We start from the raw sequence: 17,169 nt of genomic DNA, 5'->3' as shown, positions 1-17,169 counted from the left end.
TTTTCCAGTCCTCGCTGATTAAATAGTGAGGACTTTTCATTATTGACCTAATGAAATTTGAAAAGGGCCTAGTCCGATCGAAGCTCGACTAGCTGCTTGTTCAACTATTTCTGCAATTGTTGGTAAATTAATAAAGGAAACTGCTTCTGGGGAATTAATCGATATTTTTCCCGGAACTTGATGTGATTCGCAAAGTTTAATTAATAGTCGCAATGAATAACTATCTCCTCTATTAAAAGGTTCTAGCAGAAAATCTATTTCTGATTTAGATTCGGTCAGGGTGATAGGAGTTAATAATTTTAAATGATGATAGCGATCGCTTGTTTTTGATTCTGCATAAATGGCAAGGTCATTATTTGACAGTTTCACTCCGAATTTAAACTTAGGAAAATCCTCTTTACTTCTATTAGTTAAAAGAATTTCGATTTGAGCTAACGAATTATATTCATATTCTTCTTTTCCATCAGTCACAATAATTTTATAAGTATCAAGTAATTTTGCCTCAAACAACGGATTAAACTTGGATAATATATCTATCCTAGTATTAATAATTGGCTTTTTATTGCGATAAACAGAAACAGCAGCCTGAACTAAAGCGCCGATAACAGCACCAATAGTTAAAATTATGCCAATTACCATAATTGCATACCAATTAACATGAAACATAGCTTTGAGTTCCGATTGATTTTCGACAACATCAATTGCACTACCTAACATGATTTTCAAAACCCGTTGAATATCCAAGTTTTATCTCTGAATAAACAGCAAATTATCAGCCAGTTGTGAAAAAAAATCAGAGGTGGGAGTGAGGAGGTAGGAATAAGTCTCCCCTCTGCACCTCTGTTTCGCTGCTAGTTATCCTAGACGACGCAGCAATACTAGCGATCGATCTACCACAGGCACGGCTCGATCGCCAGTTAAAATTCTCTTTTCCCGAATAAAGCGTGGTTCCTTAGTATCAATTATCAAAGCCCACTCTCTTTTATTTAGCCCAAAATCAGTCGGTAAACTGAATTCAATTGTTTCATAATGGGCATTAAAAAACACGAGAAAGCTCTCATCACTAATGCGTTCACCTTTGGGGCCAGGAGTGAGAATTTGATTACCATCTAAGAAAACAGCGATCGCCTTAGCATAACCAATATTCCACTGTTCTTCTGTCATTTCCGTCCCATCAGGATTGAACCAAGCAATATCACTTACACCTTTACCGTGAATCGCCCTACCTTGGAACCATTTACGCCGCCGAAATACCGGATGTTGACGACGAAAATAAATCAATTCCCGACAGAAATTAACCAAATCCTGATTATCTTGATTTAGCTGCCAATCAAACCAAGAAATTTCATTATCTTGGCAATAACTATTATTATTTCCCTTTTGCGTCCGTCCCATTTCATCCCCACCTAACAACATAGGAATGCCTTGAGACAGCATTACAGTTGTCAGGAAATTCCGCCTTTGTCGTTCTCGCAACCGCAAAATCTCTTGGTCATCTGTTTCCCCTTCTACTCCACAATTCCAAGAACGATTATGGCTTTCACCATCGCGATTATCTTCGCCGTTCTTTTCATTATGTTTTTCGTTATAACTAACTAAATCATTGAGCGTAAAACCATCATGGCAAGTAACAAAATTAATACTTGCATTTGGTCTTCTCCCATTCAAAGAATACAGGTCGGGACTACCAGTAAAACAGTAAGCAAATCGTCCTAAACTTTCATCAGTTCCCCGCCAAAAATCTCGCACAGTATCGCGATATTTGCCATTCCATTCTGACCACAGAACCGGGAATTGTCCTACTTGATAACCACCTTCACCAATATCCCAAGGTTCAGCAATTAATTTTACGTCTGCTAGTACTGGATCTTGGTGAATAATATCGAAGAAAGCTGATAGGCTATTTACTTCATATAACTCTCGTGCCAAAGCAGAAGCCAAATCAAAACGGAAGCCATCAACGTGCATTTCTGTCACCCAATAACGCAGGCTATCCATGATTAGTTTTAAAACTTGAGGATGGCGCACATAAAGAGAATTTCCGCAGCCTGTAAAATCCATGTAGTAACGTTTATTGTCGTCTACTAAGCGGTAGTAAACCGAATTATCAATCCCTCGTAGCGACAAAGTTGGGCCTAATTGATTGCCTTCTCCAGTGTGGTTATAAACTACATCCAAAATCACTTCAATTCCGGCACGATGTAGAGTTTTTACCATTTTTTTAAATTCAGTTACTTGCTGCCCTAAACTACCACTAGAACTGTAACCAGAGAAGGGAGCAAAGTAATTAATTGAATCGTAGCCCCAATAGTTAGTTAATCCTTTATCAACTAAATGTCCCGGTAAAGCTAGAAAGTGATGAACGGGCATTAATTCAACAGCGGTAATTCCTAATCTTTGCAAATGTTCGATCGCCGCTGGATGCGCGATTCCCGCATAAGTTCCCCGCAGTGATTCTGGAATATCTGGATGCAGTTTAGTAAAGCCTTTAACATGAGTTTCATAGATGATTGTTTCATGTCCGGGTATTCGCAGTAACTTATCTCCTTCCCAATCAAAAGATTGATCGACTACCACTGATTTTGGTACTAAATGAGCATCATCTAAATCTGAAAAAGATAAATCTTCGTGATGATTTTCCCAGGAATAACCAAACAGTTCTGGGCCATGTCCTCGCAGCACTCCATCAATTGCTTTGGCGTAAGGATCGATTAACAGTTTGTTCGGGTTAAAACGATGACCTTCATGAGGTGAATAAGGGCCATGTACTCGAAAACCGTAACGTTGTCCTGGGCCAACTCCTGGTATATAACCATGCCAAACAAAGTTGCTAACTTCTTTTAGTTCTACCCTTGTTTCTTGGTCGTCTCGATCGAACAAACAAAGTTCAACAGCTGTGGCATTTTCACTAAATAAAGCGAAGTTTGTTCCTTTTCCATCCCAGTATGCACCTAAAGGATAAACGTTTCCGGGCCAGAGTGCTATGTACATAGATTTACATCCAGTGAACAATCTAAAAATAAACCTCGATCGACAATTTTTTCTCCATTAATTAGTAGGTGAAAAAATTGAGTCAAGGTATTTTTGTAGTTTTACAATCGGAATTTCTTCTTTCTGAAAACTTTTCAGAAAAGATGCCTAATGTTTTACAAAACTAGCATTTGCAGAGTAATTATAGGTTAATTTTACAACAAGAATTACTCAAAATTTTGCAGGTCGATATCAATTCAGCACTTAGATAGATGCGAATTAAGTTTGGTTGATTGCTTGGTTAATTAGTTAGATTTATAGACAGATTAGAGCGATCGCTTACTTTTGTCATCTATCGCCAGAGATAAATTAGGCTGATTCTTAAAAAAATTTAATTTTCTTTAAGAATAGTTACCTGGAGCGATCGGAAAATCTCCCCAGGTAAGCTAATGAGTTGGTTAAATCATGGGATAGACATTTGTGAATTTAAAGCTTTTTTCTTGTCAAATAATCCCCCGAAAGACAGGTAATAGAAAGCGAAATTTTGTGTTATTCGCCACTATCGAGTAATTTGAATTGGGAAAAAGGCTACAACTTCTTAAGCTGAAATCGTAGTTTCTGGGCGATCGCTATTAACTTTCATAAACAAAATGCCCAAAGGTGGTAAGTGAAGATTGAGGGAGAAATTGCGATCGTGACAAGTAATTTCTTCCGCTTCTACACCACCGAAATTACCCACACCACTACCACCATAATCATGAGAATCGCTATTTAATAACTCTTGCCAAAAACCATCAGTCGGCACACCTAAACGGTAATTGTAACGAGGTACAGGAGTAAAGTTTGCCACTACTAAAATAGCTTCATCAGTTGATTTTGATTTGCGGATCAAACTAATGATACTTTTTTCCCAATCATTACAATCAATCCAGTCAAAACCCTCCCAACTAAAATCTAATTCATGCAAAGCTTTTTCTTGACGATAAAGGTGATTTAAATCTGTTACCCACCTTTGCAAACCTGCGTGCATTGGGTTATCTAAAAGATGCCAATCTAAACTTCGATCGTGACTCCATTCTTGCCATTGTCCAAACTCTCCACCCATGAACAAAAGTTTTTTTGCTGCTTGGGCGTACATATAACCAAATAACACCCGCAAATTAGCAAATTTCTGCCAATAATCTCCCGGCATTTTATTAATTAAAGAACCTTTGCCATGCACAACTTCATCGTGAGAAAGTGGTAAAACAAAATTCTCATTAAAAGCGTAAAGCATTCGGAAAGTCAGCAAATTATGATGATGTTTCCGGGCAATTGGATCGAGGGACATATACTTTAAAGTATCGTGCATCCAACCCATGTCCCACTTCAAACCAAAACCTAAGCCACCATCATAAATTGGTCGCGAAACTTTTTCCCAAGCGGTAGATTCTTCAGCAATAGTTTGCACATCGGGAAAGTGGGTATAAACTGCTTGATTGAAACGTTTTAAAAAGGCGATCGCTTCTAAATTATCTCGCCCACCATATTGATTAGCAATCCATTCTCCCTCTTTGCGGGAATAATCCAAATAAAGCATCGATGCAACAGCATCTACCCGCAGTCCATCAATATGACATTTATCCAACCAAAAGAAAGCACTACTAATTAAAAAACTGTTAATTTCATGCCGACCATAATTAAAAATACTGCTTTGCCAATCAGGGTGAAAACCTTGACGAGGATCGGCGTGTTCAAAAAGATGAGTACCATCAAAATAACTCAATCCATGTTGATCTGTCGGGAAATGAGAAGGCACCCAATCCAAAATTACACCAATACCTTCTTGATGCAAATGATCGATCAAATACATGAAATCTTGAGGAGTTCCGTAACGACTACTGGGGGCAAAATATCCCGTTGTTTGATAACCCCAAGAAGCATAAAAAGGATGTTCTGTAATCGGCATTAACTCCACATGAGTAAATCCCAAACGCTTCACATATTCTGATAACTTAGAAGCGATTTCCCGATAATTTAAAAAGCGATTTCCTTCTTCCGGTACGCGCATCCACGAACCTAAATGTACTTCGTAAATGGAAATTGGCGCATCCAAAGAATTATATTTAGCCCGGTTTTCCATCCATTCACGATCGTGCCAAGGATAATCAGTATCCCAAACAATTGATGCAGTTCGAGGCGGAATTTCTTGATGGGAATTAAAGGGATCGGCTTTATCTACCGCATAGCCATTATAACGATGAATAATCCGATATTTGTAGAGGCTACCTTTAGTCATTCCGGGAATAAAACCTTCCCAAATTCCTGATTGTTCTCTTAAGGTAAGGGCAAAACCTTCCTGATGCCAATCATTGAAATCACCTTTGACAAATACTTGTCCGGCGTTAGGTGCCCAAACTGCGAAATAAGTACCTTTTACGCCATTAACAACTATCGGATGAGAACCCAATTTTTCATATAAATGATAGTGAGTTCCTTCGTTGAATAAATAAAGATCGTGGTCAGTAATTAAACTGACACGATCGGAGTCAGTTTCTAGATAGTTGGGGTTGACTGTTAGTTGGGTCATAGCTAGTTAGTAGTGAATAGAACAGGGGTAATTAGTCACTGATTAATAGGTTTAATCAATGACTAATCACCAATGATTACTGACTAGAATTGCAGCAATCGTTGTAAGGGAATTTCTACACAATCAGGTCGATTTTTCAATTCGTAACCTAAGTCGTAGATGAATTTTTCCAACAAGTAAGCATCCAAAAGCACTTGCAATTCGGCTTGATTTTTTGGTAAGAAAGAATCCTGGCTAGAAGTAGTAAAGTAACTATTGAGGAAAGTTGCACTTACCCAGTAATACCAAAAGTCAGCCCACTTTTGCATTAAGGGAAGATCTTCGGAATTAATCGTACCGTTTTCTACTTCATTACGAAGTGCTTGCGTAGCGGCATAATTGAAAGATTGCAACATTCCGGCTACGTCTCGCAAAGGCGATCGCTTCATCCGCCGTTCACTTAAACTACGTCCTGGTTCCCCTTCAAAATCAATGATAATGAAGTCTTTACCTGTGTAAAGAAGTTGTCCCAAGTGATAATCTCCATGATAACGAGCTCTCTTCGCTGTGATTTTTTGATTGAGAACTAATTGATAGCGACCAAAAAATTCTTCTTGGCGGTTTAAAACCCCTTGGGCTAATTTTTGCGTGTCGGATGGTAAAGTTTTTAACTGCTTTTTCAAGTCGAGTAAAACTTGTCCGGTGAGATTACGCGCATACTGGTAAATTGAACGTTGGTAGAAAGAAGAAAAGGGTTCAGGGGCGAAATTTGGGTCTTCAGAATTAGCAGCTAAAGCAATATGTAATTCAGCAGTAACCTCACCAATTAAATTGGCACTAGCTAGATAAGAACCAATTGTTTGATGCGCTAATTCTGGCAATTCCTCTTGCTGTAAATCTAACAGCGAACCTGATGGAATAGTCACAGATGAAAGTTCACTTTGTTGGACTGTAATGCGTTCAAAGTAGTCGCGTAAACTATCAAGAGTATAATCCCAGCTATTCCTCGCATCAGGGATAAAGTCTTGCAATAATCCCACTGTTTGAATACCTTTACCATTGCGGTATTCTAATGCACCTGCAATTCGGGCAAAGTGTTGTAAACTTTTTTGTTCGCTGAGGAAACGGCGCACTTCTAAATCTGGATTGATGCCTTCTTCAATCTGATGGTAAATTTTTAACATCAGGCGATTTTGTAAAGCCGATCCGCTTTTTGTAGGATCGCTGTAAATGGCGCAGGTGTTTTTCTGTTCTCCCTTCAATAAAATGGGATCTAAAGGTGGAATTTCTGAAGGGAAGATATCAGTAGAAGTAGCAATTAATTCTCCTGCTGTACCTTTATAGGAACGATTATTGGCGATCGCATCTAACATGGTATTCAGGAAATTGCGATCGGCGATCGCATCAAATAAAACTCCCGTTTCTTCCTTCCCTTCTTCTTGCAAATTGGCAACTATATTTTCGGGCATTTCCATCTCAAGTTCTTTAGCTTTCATTCCTTCTGCGTAAGCTAAAGGTAACAGATAAGTATCTGGTTCTCCTTGGATATAATCCACTTTTAACCAGATAATCTGTGCTGATAAACCTTTATAAATGATCGGGATAGATTCCTTAATTTGCGTGGACTGAATCGTGCGATCCTTGCCATTGAACCAGCGGCAACTGTACAAATAATCCGAGAGAATTAACTCTAAAGTATTTCTCAAATCCCTTTGAGAAAAGACGTTTTGCCACTTGCCAGCCACCACCAAAGTTGTGAGATTTGTTTGTCGTTTTGGTACAGAAATTAAGCTGGGTTGCAACTTCAAGCTAAACCAATAAAAAGCATAAGGTGCAATACTCAAGAAGTAGGGCGAATCAGTAATGGGTGGAAACTCAGTTCGCCCAAAAATTTCTACCGGAACCATACCTTGAAATGGCGATAAATCCAATTCTACAGTTTGCACAAACCGGGATAAATTCGCCACTATTAAGATATGTTCATCGTTATAAGTGCGGGTAAAAGCCAACACTTTGCGATTTTCGGGATGCAGTAATTCAAAACTACCTTTACCTAATGCTTGAAGATGTTTCCGAGTAGCGATTAAGCGTTTCATTCCATACCACAAAGAATTCGGATTTGCCCTTTGTGCTTCTACATTTACTGTGGCATAGTGATATTCGGAATCTACAATTACTGGCAAATAAAGTTTTTGGGCATTGGCACGACTAAATCCGGCATTTCTATCAGCATTCCATTGCATTGGCGTGCGGACACCGTTGCGATCGCCCACATAAACATTATCTCCCATGCCAATTTCATCACCGTAATAAAGTACAGGAGTTCCCGGCAAAGACAGCAACAAACTATTCAATAATTCTATTTGGCGGCGATCGTTTCCTAATAGCGGCGCTAACCTCCGACGAATTCCTAAATTCACTCTCATTTCCGGATCTTGGGCATAAACCCGATACATATAATCCCGGTCTTCATCTGATACCATTTCCAAAGTTAATTCGTCATGATTTCGCAGGAATAACGCCCATTGACAATTATTTGGAATCCTGGGAGTCTGTTGTAAAATATCCGAAATGGGAAAGCTATCTTCCATTCTTAATGCCATAAATAACCGTGGCATTAATGGGAAATGGAAATTCATGTGGCATTCATCACCACATCCATAATATTGGGCTGCATCTTCCGGCCATTGATTAGCTTCTGCCAGCAACATTCGATTGGGGAATTTCTCATCTACATGACGGCGTAGTTGCTTGAGAAAATTATGAGTTTCTGGGAGGTTTTCACAATTAGTTCCTTCTCGTTCATAGAGGTAAGGAACCGCATCCATCCGCAGTCCATCAACTCCCATTTCCAACCAGAAATCTAAAACTTGAAATACCGCTTTTTGGACTTCTGGATTATCATAATTTAAGTCTGGTTGGTGAGAGTAAAAGCGATGCCAATAGTAAGATTGGGCAACTGAATCCCAACTCCAGTTAGAAGCTTCAAAGTCTTGGAAAATAATCCGGGCTTCTTTATACTTGTCTGGGGTATCATTCCAAACGTAAAAATCTCTTTCTTTACTACCTTTAGGTGCTTTGCGAGATCTTTTAAACCAAGGATGTTGATCGGAAGTATGGTTAATAATTAACTCAATAATTACCCGAATACCTCTTTGATGGGCAGCTGCTAAAAACTCCTGAAAATCTGCTAAATTGCCATAGATAGGATTGACATTTGTATAATCAGAAATGTCATAACCATCATCCCTCAATGGTGAAGGAAAAAATGGTAACACCCAGACTGCTGTAATTCCTAAATCTTGTAGGTAATCTAGTTTTTCTGTCAACCCCCGAAAGTCGCCAATTCCATCACCGTTGCTATCGGCAAAAGCACGTACTGGTACTTCATAGATGATGGCGTTTTTGAACCAAAGGGGATCGTTATTCAACATTGAGTTTTGCATTGCCAGGTTTCTACCTTAAAGTTTTCGCAAATAATATACTATCTATTATTGCTAACATCTTCGGTTAACTAACTTAAGTAAATCAGTAGCTTCCTAGCATCTGGCTAGAGTTAGAACCGTTTCTTGGTAATTACTTAAGGTTAATAATTTTTAAAGATGAATTGTTAAATAAGCATCAACCTTTGGGTAGAAATTAAACCTCAAACTTAGGCATCAATGCTATAGCAGAAGGCAAACGGCAAGAAAAGCCACGGTTTCACTCAATAACAAAGTTCCGTGAGGTAAAAAATTTAAAAGGACTAAAGATTTAGGCTTTATAGGACAAAAAGCGATCGGTCTTGAACTTTCGGGAGTCTCCGTCCCCAGTCCTTAGTCCCTATTTCCTATCCGCTAATACAAGAAAGCTCTTTTGGCTGAATTTAATAATTGCATTTAATCATTGCGAGACACTGATGAGTTCAAGAAATTTCTCCCTACTACAGGTTGAAATAGTGGTTCTTTGGCAAGTTTTTCCATATCTACTGACTGTAGCAGTTCAGACCAATCTTTGATGAGAATTGGATCGTTGGGATTGCGCCGTCGCAGTTCAGCTAAATTATTTAAAGCATCATACCAAATCCCGGCTTTAGCATAGATAATCACTCGATCGCGCGATGATTTCGCTGCCTTTAATTCTTGCTGCACTCTTTGATTTGGGGTGACACGCCGGATCGCTCCTTCTACTTTTTGATTGCCAGAGTAATCACCTCTATCTGCTACTGCAATTGGATCGCAAATTAAAGTTACTGACCAGGAATAATTTTTGTTTAATTCCAATGCTGGTAAGTTGCTGTTATTAGGAAGGCTAAAACTAATAATTCCTCCTCCTTGTCTAACATTAAATTTAGTTTTGTAAATCTCTTTTTGGTCAGATGTTTTCAGGACAAATTCTATCTCTGGATTACTTGCAGGCGATAGGGGAGGCAGATAAATTGAGAAGGTAGGATACTCGGCTGTAGTAGTACCAAAACTATTAGTTGGCACCAAAGCCATGACTCGATCGTTGACACTACTCTGAATACAAGGGCCTCTTGTGCCTCCACCTTCTCGCCTCCCAGGACTACCAATACTCCCGTCAGGTTCGTAAGCGCCCCAGTTTGTTGGTAAACTTTGGTTATTTGGTCTGGGTGATTGTGCAGCAACTCGGAGGGGGAGGGGAGAAGCGATCGCCAAAGCCAAAAATAACCAGATCCAAGAATTAAAAAACGGTTTAGTCCGAGTCATAGCTAAAATAACAGTACCCCTAAAGTACTGAGGAAGGGTTTACTAGTAACAGACGAGTGAATCTACGTGAGAGTTTCTGTTAGTAGCAATTTACTCTGAGGAACCTCGTCTTTACCCAAGCGAAACACCATCAGGAATCAAGCTACTGAACATATTTATCTTTTAACTTGGGTTTGGTGTTACATTTGAGCAGTTCAAAAGCCACAAACTTGTATAAAATCTTAACTAGCTTTGTTCTCCTTACAGACCAATTTAGCTTATTTGTTAAGGTAGCCTGTGGTTAATAGTTTATTGTAACAAATTTAACTGTTAACCATAAGCAACCGATTCTCTATATTGGATAAGGATCTCAAGCCGATCCCAGATCCCTAGAGTTTAACAAAAGGGCGCTTACCTCTAACTAACTTTTACCTGATATGGCTATGGTTTCTTCAACGCAAAACCTTCTATTTAGGACGATTAGACCGTTTGCAGCTTATGCCATTCAAGATATTAGCTGCTGGGGCGATCGCTTAATTGCCCTAGATCCCACAACCGGATATCTGTTACAAGTTAACCTAAAAAATGACGACACCACTATTTTAAATTCCTATCAGGTAGAGGAATTTTTAGATGCAACTGGTTTGGCTGTCTGGGGGGACAAGTTGTGGTTTACCAAAGATGAAGATGTTTACTTTTGTACTTTAACTGATTTTACACCTCAGCATTTTGTCAGTTTACCTTACACAGCTAATGGCATCGCAGTTTGGGAATCAACTGTTTATGTAACCTGCCAAAAATCCGGTTACATCTACATTTATGATGCCCACAAAGGTAACTTAATTACCAGATTCTATACACCGGGAATAGGCAAGGAACATTTAACAATTAGAGGCGAAGAAATTTGGGTCGCTGATGATGAAGAACAAACAGTATTTTGCTTAGAACGGGCAACGGGAGAACTGAAATTTAGCTTATTAACTCCTTTTGAAAATCCCACTGGTTTAGTTTTTTACAACGACCCAGAAACTAACAAAGAAGTGCTTTATGTTGCTTATGCCTATAAAGAATCTTTTGTCAGAGACGATCCGAATTCTGACCCACCACAGGAATTGGATTATCGCGATCGCACTTTCATTCATCCCCTCTACTTCCAATATTATCCCGAAGGAAATTACGCTTTATCTAATGGATATTTAATGGAAGTCAGCTACGTTGAAGAACTCTCTCAATTAGAAGAAGTCCAATTAGAAAACTTAGAATGGCGCATTGCCTTACCATCAGAAACATTGCGCCAAAAAATCCGGGAAATTTATCCGATCGGTCTTCCTTTTACTGAAGAAATCATCAACGGACAAAGAGTAGCAGTATTTAAATTTGACAAACTGACATCAAGAGAAAGATTCATTTTTGGCTGGAAAGCACTAGTGGAAGTTTACAGCATTAAGTATCGTTTAACTCCCAGAGATGTGGAAGATTTGCCAGAATTAGCCCCAGAATTTCAAGAGAAATATTTGGTAGATAACGATGATTTGGCAATGGATACAGATATTATCCGTGATGCTGCCAAAGAAGCAGTGGGCACAGAAACAAATTTGTTGCGAAAAATCTATAAAATTCGCAACTTCGTTTATGATAAACTTTCCTACGGCATCAAACCTCACATCGATCGACCAGATGTTGCCTTAAAACGAGGTGTCGGTTCCTGTGGTGAATATTTAGGCATTTTATTAGCCCTTTCTCGCTTAAATGGGATCGCCTGTCGCACAGTTGGACGTTACAAATGTCCGAAAAATCCTGAATATCAAAATGTACCTTTAGCCCCAGATTTTAACCATGTTTGGATGGAATTTTTCGTCCCTGGTTTTGGTTGGTTGCCAATGGAATCTAACCCTGATGATGTGGTAGAAGGAGGCCCTTATCCCACAAGATTTTTTATGGGTTTATCTTGGTATCATGTAGAAATTGGTAAGGGTATTTCTTTTGAAAATCTCACCTCTAATGGTGTACTTTTGAATAAAGAAGTTGTATCGATCGGCGATTTATCCCTAAATCATATCCGGTTTACAATTCTTTCAGAATTACCACCTTCTTAGAAGATGGGGAAATGGGAAAATAGGGAAATGGGGGGATAAATTAACTACATCTTCAAATCTCCTCAGTCCCCAGTCCCCAGTCCCCAGTCCCTAATCCCTAATCCCTAATCCCTAGAAAAGAAAGAAAATGGAAGTTATCCCAGCAATTGATTTATTAGATGGTAAATGTGTGCGACTGTATCAAGGAGATTATTCTCAGTCGCAAGTGTTTGATGAAAATCCGGTTGCTGTCGCTAAACAGTGGGTAGAACAGGGGGCGACTCGATTACATTTAGTTGATTTAGATGGGGCAAAAACGGGAGAATCGGTTAATTTAAAAAGTATTGAAGCGATCGTGCAAGCAGTACCCATCGCGGTGGAAGTTGGCGGGGGATTGCGCGATCGCACCAGCGTTGCCACACTATTAAATATGGGCGTTCGCTGGGCAATTTTAGGAACCGTTGCTGTAGAAAAACCAGAATTAGTTGCCCAACTTTGTGAAGAATTTCCCGATAAAATTATCGTCGGAATTGATGCCCGAAATGGTAAAGTCGCTACTAGAGGTTGGTTAGAAACTTCCGAAGTTACCGCCCAAAATTTAGCCCAAGAAATGGCAAAAATGGGTGTAGCAGAAATCATTTACACGGACATTCATCGCGATGGCACTCTTCAAGGCCCAAATTTAGAAGCTTTGCGAGAATTAGTTAGTAGTCTCTCAATTCCGGTAATTGCTTCTGGTGGTGTCAGTTCTTTAACTGACCTTTTAAGTTTACTTGCTTTAGAACCTTTGGGCGTGCGAGGTGCGATCGTCGGACGCGCTTTATATACTGGAGATGTTTCACTGAAAGAGGCAATTCAAGCAGTAGGTTCTGGGCGTTACCAAGATGTACCCCCAGATTTAGGCAACTCAACTTTTGCTTAAGTTGCCCCAATTAATTAGGAGAAAAGTCAATCCTCTAACTGGCAGCTTGAATTGCTTGAACTTGTTGGGAATTAGAGATTTTTCCAACTAAGGTAATATGATTATGAGATTGGATCAATTGGCTTTTCTCTTCTGTTTTAACCTGACAAAACCACTTTGGTTGAGATGTTAATAATGCTTCAGTTGCCTTACTATCTAATGGTCTAGAGAAGAAATAACCTTGAGCGAATTCACAGTTAAGTGCTTGTAATTGAGTCAACTGATAGCTACTTTCCACTCCTTCACCAACTACATTCATCCCTAAAGTATGGGCTAAAGTAACAATTGCTTTAACTATTTCTACGTTTCTTCCACCAGCATCAAGCCGACTGACAAAAGATTTGTCTATCTTTAAAGTATTGATGGGGAATTGATACAAGCGATCGAGAGAAGAATAACCAATGCCGAAATCATCTATGTCTAATTTTACTCCCAAAGCTCGCAAGTTTTCCAAAATGGAATTAGCATCACTATGATCCATGATCGCGCTTTCAGTAAGTTCGAGTTTTAAAGAATTGCGATCGCACCCAGTTTCCCGTAAAATTAAATCCACCTGTTCAATTAATCCCGGTTGAGCAAATTGTTTACCCGAAAGATTGACACTCATTGTTAAAGGTATTTTCCGGGGAAAAGTTAACTGCCAAATTCGCAATTTTAAGCAAGCCTCCCGCAATACCCACCAACCAATCGGATTAATTAACCCAGTTTCTTCAGCTACAGGAATAAATTGATCTGGAGAAATTAAACCCTGTTCTGGATGCTCCCAACGTACTAATGCTTCAAACCCAGTAATTTCACCAGTTTTTAAAGAAACAAGTGGCTGATAATGTAATCGCAATTCTTGCCGTTCTAAAGCCCGTCGCAAATCTGTTTCTAAGCGTAATCTACTCACCGCAATTTGGTGCATAGTTTTGTTAAATAGGCAATAACGGGCTTTACCCAATGCTTTAGCCCGATACATCGCAATATCAGCATCTCGCATTAAATCTTGTGAAGAATCATAGCCCGCAGTAGATAAAGCAATACCAATACTAGCAGTAGTAAAAACTTCTTGTCCTTCAACTTTTAGCGGTTGTCTAACACTAGCTTGAATGCGATTAACCACATTAGAAATATTTTCCAATTCCCGAATATTGGTAAGCAAAATCCCAAATTCATCACCGCCCAATCGTGCTACAGTGTCGGTAGGTCGTAAGGTTGATTGCAGTCGTTTGGCGATCGCAATCAGCAGTTCATCTCCTGCTAAATGCCCTAAACTATCATTAACTAACTTGAAGCGATCTAAATCTAAAAATAGTACAGCAAACAAGTAATCTTGACATTTTTGGGCTTTAGCAATTGCTTCTTCTAAACCTTTTATCCATAATGTCCGATTCGGCAAACCTGTTAAACTATCATACAAGGCATTATTAATTAATTGCTCTTCTGCTTTCTTGCGTTCAGTAATGTCTCGTTGCACTCCTAAATAATGAGTTATTCTACCTTGGTTATCCCGAATAGGTTCAATATGCCATTCATTATAAAATTCCGTCCCATCCTTACGATAATTAATTGCTTGTCCATAAAATACTTCTCCAGTTTCTAAACTTTGCCGCAATTTATTTAAAACAGTGCGGTCTGTATTTGGCCCTTGTAAAAAACGCGGATTACGACCGATCGCTTCTTGGGCAGTATAACCCGTCATTTTAGTAAATGCCGGATTGACAAAAAGTATAGTTGGACCGGGAGATTCCAAATCAGTAGAAGTAATCATGATTGCATCTTCAGCACTATTAACTGCTGCGGCTAACAATCGTAATTGCTCTTCTGTTTGTTGATACTTAGTAATGTTGAGTACAGAAATTCCGACTAAACCAACAATCTCATTATTTTCCTGAATTAAAGGGATAACATGATTGTCGTACACCATGTTAGCGATCGTTGATTCCCAAAAAACTTCCTTACCACCTAAACCAGCATGAATATTAGTTAAAAAGTTGGGTATATGTTCAAAAATCTCGAATATTGACTGGCCGATTAGTTTGTTTGATTGTAATTCTAATGTATCCCAAGCTTTGCCCTCAGCTAAGGTAAAAATACCTTGACTATCCAAACAGTAAAAAAATACTGGCGCTAATTTGATTACTTGTCGAAGTAAAGCTTCTTCTCCACCTACATAAAGTTTAAGTGCCTGATGTGCTTCGTGGCTTAGGAAATTCTGTAATGGTACGACTTTGCCATGATGGTGATTGTGATTAACATTGTCATGGCTTTCTTTAACTTCGCCTGGTACTCCTTGAGGTTGGTTGTTTGTACTTTCCAGGCTGTTCATATATCCTCTCAGTAGCATAGTTTCAGGTCTAAGAATTTAAGTTAAGGAGCCTTATTCACTCAGTTGAACAGTTATATAAGCTGTCACTTGTGAGTTGATTTGGGCGATCGACAAGTTACTTAATTTTTACAATTCTCAATATATATTAAATCTGTTTAACAGTAAATATTAAATCTATCTTAAGAAGTAGATGCTTTAAGGAAATTTATGTGTATCATAGAAAGTTTTGAAGAATTGTGCGATCGATCACAAAACCAACAAATTCTGATTTTTCAGAAATTTGACTATAAATCGAAAATTCATGCTATATTGATAAATCCGAGGACGCATAGCTCAGTTGGTTAGAGCACTACGTTGACATCGTAGGGGTCACTGGTTCGAGTCCAGTTGTGTCCATTCCCCAAATCCCTTTCAGACAAAGCCTTCTAGCCTTGGTCATCCCTTACTCCTGACCATTATCTGACCTAAAAGGGTATGACATAAAATGCTAGTTTCAGCCACTTTAAAGGATAAATTTAAGATACGAGATTTCAAGGGTTTCAGACATGGCTGGTCAACGGAATCGAAAAGGGACAGTAGCAGTTCAGAATTTCAAGGGAGTACTCAGACTTGTATGGAGTTACATGGGCAAGCAGCATTATCTCTACTGTGGACTAGCTGATACACCGTTAAACCGGATTGTAGCAATCGGGAAAGCCAAGGTAATCGAAGGAGATTTAGCTACAGGTAACTTCGATCCAAGTTTGGCAAAATACAAACCAGAGCGACAAAATCAAATAACGGCTCACGATCTTTTTCAGCGATTTATGGAGAATAGATCAAAGCAGGTTTATGACCGCACTTTAGTTAAATATGAAGGACTTCTCAATAAAATTGAGGCATTTTGGCCGTCGAAACCTGCGATCGCAATTACTTCAACTGAAGCTCTGAAATTTAAAGAACAGTTAGCATCTCTTGTAGCTCCTGTCACTTTAAAAGAGAGAATTGGTTTACTGAAAGCTTGCTGGAATTGGGGAATCAAAAATAAATTAGTAACCGAAAATCCTTGGGATGACATCAAAGTTCGTGTCCCACCTAAACAAAAACCTAAACCTTTTACCAAAGAAGAAATCATTAAAATTGTTACTGCCTTCCGAGAACAATGTCCTCACTATGCCGATTTTGTAGAATTCCTCTTTGGTACTGGTGTCAGAACTGGTGAAGCGATCGGCTTACAATGGAAACATCTTAATGATGACTGCACTCAAGTTTGGATTGCTGAAAGTTTAAGTCGTGGTCGCCGCAAAGAAACCAAAACTGGACGCGATCGCACCATCAATTTAACTCCGCATCTTCAACAAATTCTTTTATCTCGTCGTCCAGTTGATTTCCATCCTGAAGATTTGATTTTTATGGCTCCACAAGGCGGCGCGATCGATGACCATAATTTTCGTAATCGCGCTTGGAAGCCTATTCTAGATAGTTTGGGAATTCCCTACCGCAAACCTTACACTACACGCCATACTTTAGTTTCTCATGCTCTAGAAAAAGGTATGAATCCAGTTAATGTTGCGGAACTTACTGGTCATAACGTGAAGACTTTGTATGAACATTATGCTGGTGTAGTCAACAAAACT

General features: G+C 39.1%; 9 protein-coding genes and 1 tRNA gene. 4 read left to right on the top strand and 6 right to left on the bottom strand.

Annotation, left to right across the window (positions count from 1 at the left end):
• Positions 1–39: 39 nt before the first annotated feature.
• From ACE1B6_RS08735 to ACE1B6_RS08715, 5 genes are all read right to left on the bottom strand, one after another.
• Positions 40–744, bottom strand: a complete 705-nt coding sequence (locus ACE1B6_RS08735; RefSeq protein ID WP_413256869.1) for a hypothetical protein — start codon at positions 742–744, stop codon at positions 40–42.
• A gap of 111 nt (positions 745–855) precedes the next feature.
• A complete protein-coding gene (gene glgX / locus ACE1B6_RS08730; RefSeq protein WP_413256868.1) occupies positions 856–2,991 on the bottom strand; it encodes a glycogen debranching protein GlgX in 2,136 nt (711 codons plus the stop codon).
• Between the two features lie 577 nt (positions 2,992–3,568).
• Positions 3,569–5,539, bottom strand: a complete 1,971-nt coding sequence (gene glgB, locus ACE1B6_RS08725) for a 1,4-alpha-glucan branching protein GlgB (protein WP_413256867.1) — start codon at positions 5,537–5,539, stop codon at positions 3,569–3,571.
• Between the two features lie 83 nt (positions 5,540–5,622).
• Complete coding sequence (treS, locus tag ACE1B6_RS08720) at positions 5,623–8,964, bottom strand: maltose alpha-D-glucosyltransferase (protein WP_413256866.1); 3,342 nt, start codon at positions 8,962–8,964, stop codon at positions 5,623–5,625.
• 432 nt (positions 8,965–9,396) lie between these two features.
• A complete protein-coding gene (locus ACE1B6_RS08715) occupies positions 9,397–10,227 on the bottom strand; it encodes a DUF928 domain-containing protein (RefSeq protein WP_413256865.1) in 831 nt (276 codons plus the stop codon).
• 422 nt (positions 10,228–10,649) lie between these two features.
• Between ACE1B6_RS08715 and ACE1B6_RS08710 the strand changes: the two genes are divergently transcribed.
• Both ACE1B6_RS08710 and hisA read left to right on the top strand, forming a co-directional pair.
• Positions 10,650–12,302 carry a transglutaminase domain-containing protein gene (locus ACE1B6_RS08710; protein ID WP_413256864.1) on the top strand — a complete coding sequence of 551 codons (1,653 nt, stop codon included), beginning with the start codon at positions 10,650–10,652 and terminating at the stop codon, positions 12,300–12,302.
• A gap of 127 nt (positions 12,303–12,429) precedes the next feature.
• The gene (gene hisA, locus ACE1B6_RS08705) at positions 12,430–13,203 is read left to right on the top strand and encodes a 1-(5-phosphoribosyl)-5-[(5-phosphoribosylamino)methylideneamino]imidazole-4-carboxamide isomerase (protein ID WP_413256863.1); all 774 of its coding nucleotides are present in this window, start codon (positions 12,430–12,432) and stop codon (positions 13,201–13,203) included.
• Between the two features lie 34 nt (positions 13,204–13,237).
• On the opposite strand, the gene ACE1B6_RS08700 is transcribed toward hisA, so the two are convergent.
• A complete protein-coding gene (locus ACE1B6_RS08700) occupies positions 13,238–15,553 on the bottom strand; it encodes a sensor domain-containing protein (protein ID WP_413256862.1) in 2,316 nt (771 codons plus the stop codon).
• Between the two features lie 322 nt (positions 15,554–15,875).
• Between ACE1B6_RS08700 and ACE1B6_RS08695 the strand changes: the two genes are divergently transcribed.
• Both ACE1B6_RS08695 and ACE1B6_RS08690 read left to right on the top strand, forming a co-directional pair.
• Positions 15,876–15,949, top strand: a tRNA-Val gene (locus ACE1B6_RS08695).
• Between the two features lie 149 nt (positions 15,950–16,098).
• On the top strand, positions 16,099–17,169 hold a 1,071-nt coding region (locus tag ACE1B6_RS08690; RefSeq protein WP_413256861.1), incomplete at its 3' end, for a tyrosine-type recombinase/integrase.

This window comes from Floridaenema fluviatile BLCC-F154 (assembly GCF_041929135.1).
GTDB lineage: Bacteria > Cyanobacteriota > Cyanobacteriia > Cyanobacteriales > Aerosakkonemataceae > Floridanema > Floridanema fluviatile.
The sequence above is the reverse complement of the archived record's forward strand: the minus strand, read 5'-3'. Positions and strand labels throughout refer to the sequence as shown.

Coding starts and splice junctions, on each gene's coding strand:
- glgX (WP_413256868.1), bottom strand. CDS start 2,991: ATGTACATAGCACTCTGGCCCGGAAACGTTTATCCTTTAGGTGCATAC.
- glgB (WP_413256867.1), bottom strand. CDS start 5,539: ATGACCCAACTAACAGTCAACCCCAACTATCTAGAAACTGACTCCGAT.
- treS (WP_413256866.1), bottom strand. CDS start 8,964: ATGCAAAACTCAATGTTGAATAACGATCCCCTTTGGTTCAAAAACGCC.
- ACE1B6_RS08715 (WP_413256865.1), bottom strand. CDS start 10,227: ATGACTCGGACTAAACCGTTTTTTAATTCTTGGATCTGGTTATTTTTG.
- ACE1B6_RS08710 (WP_413256864.1), top strand. CDS start 10,650: ATGGTTTCTTCAACGCAAAACCTTCTATTTAGGACGATTAGACCGTTT.
- hisA (WP_413256863.1), top strand. CDS start 12,430: ATGGAAGTTATCCCAGCAATTGATTTATTAGATGGTAAATGTGTGCGA.
- ACE1B6_RS08700 (WP_413256862.1), bottom strand. CDS start 15,553: ATGAACAGCCTGGAAAGTACAAACAACCAACCTCAAGGAGTACCAGGC.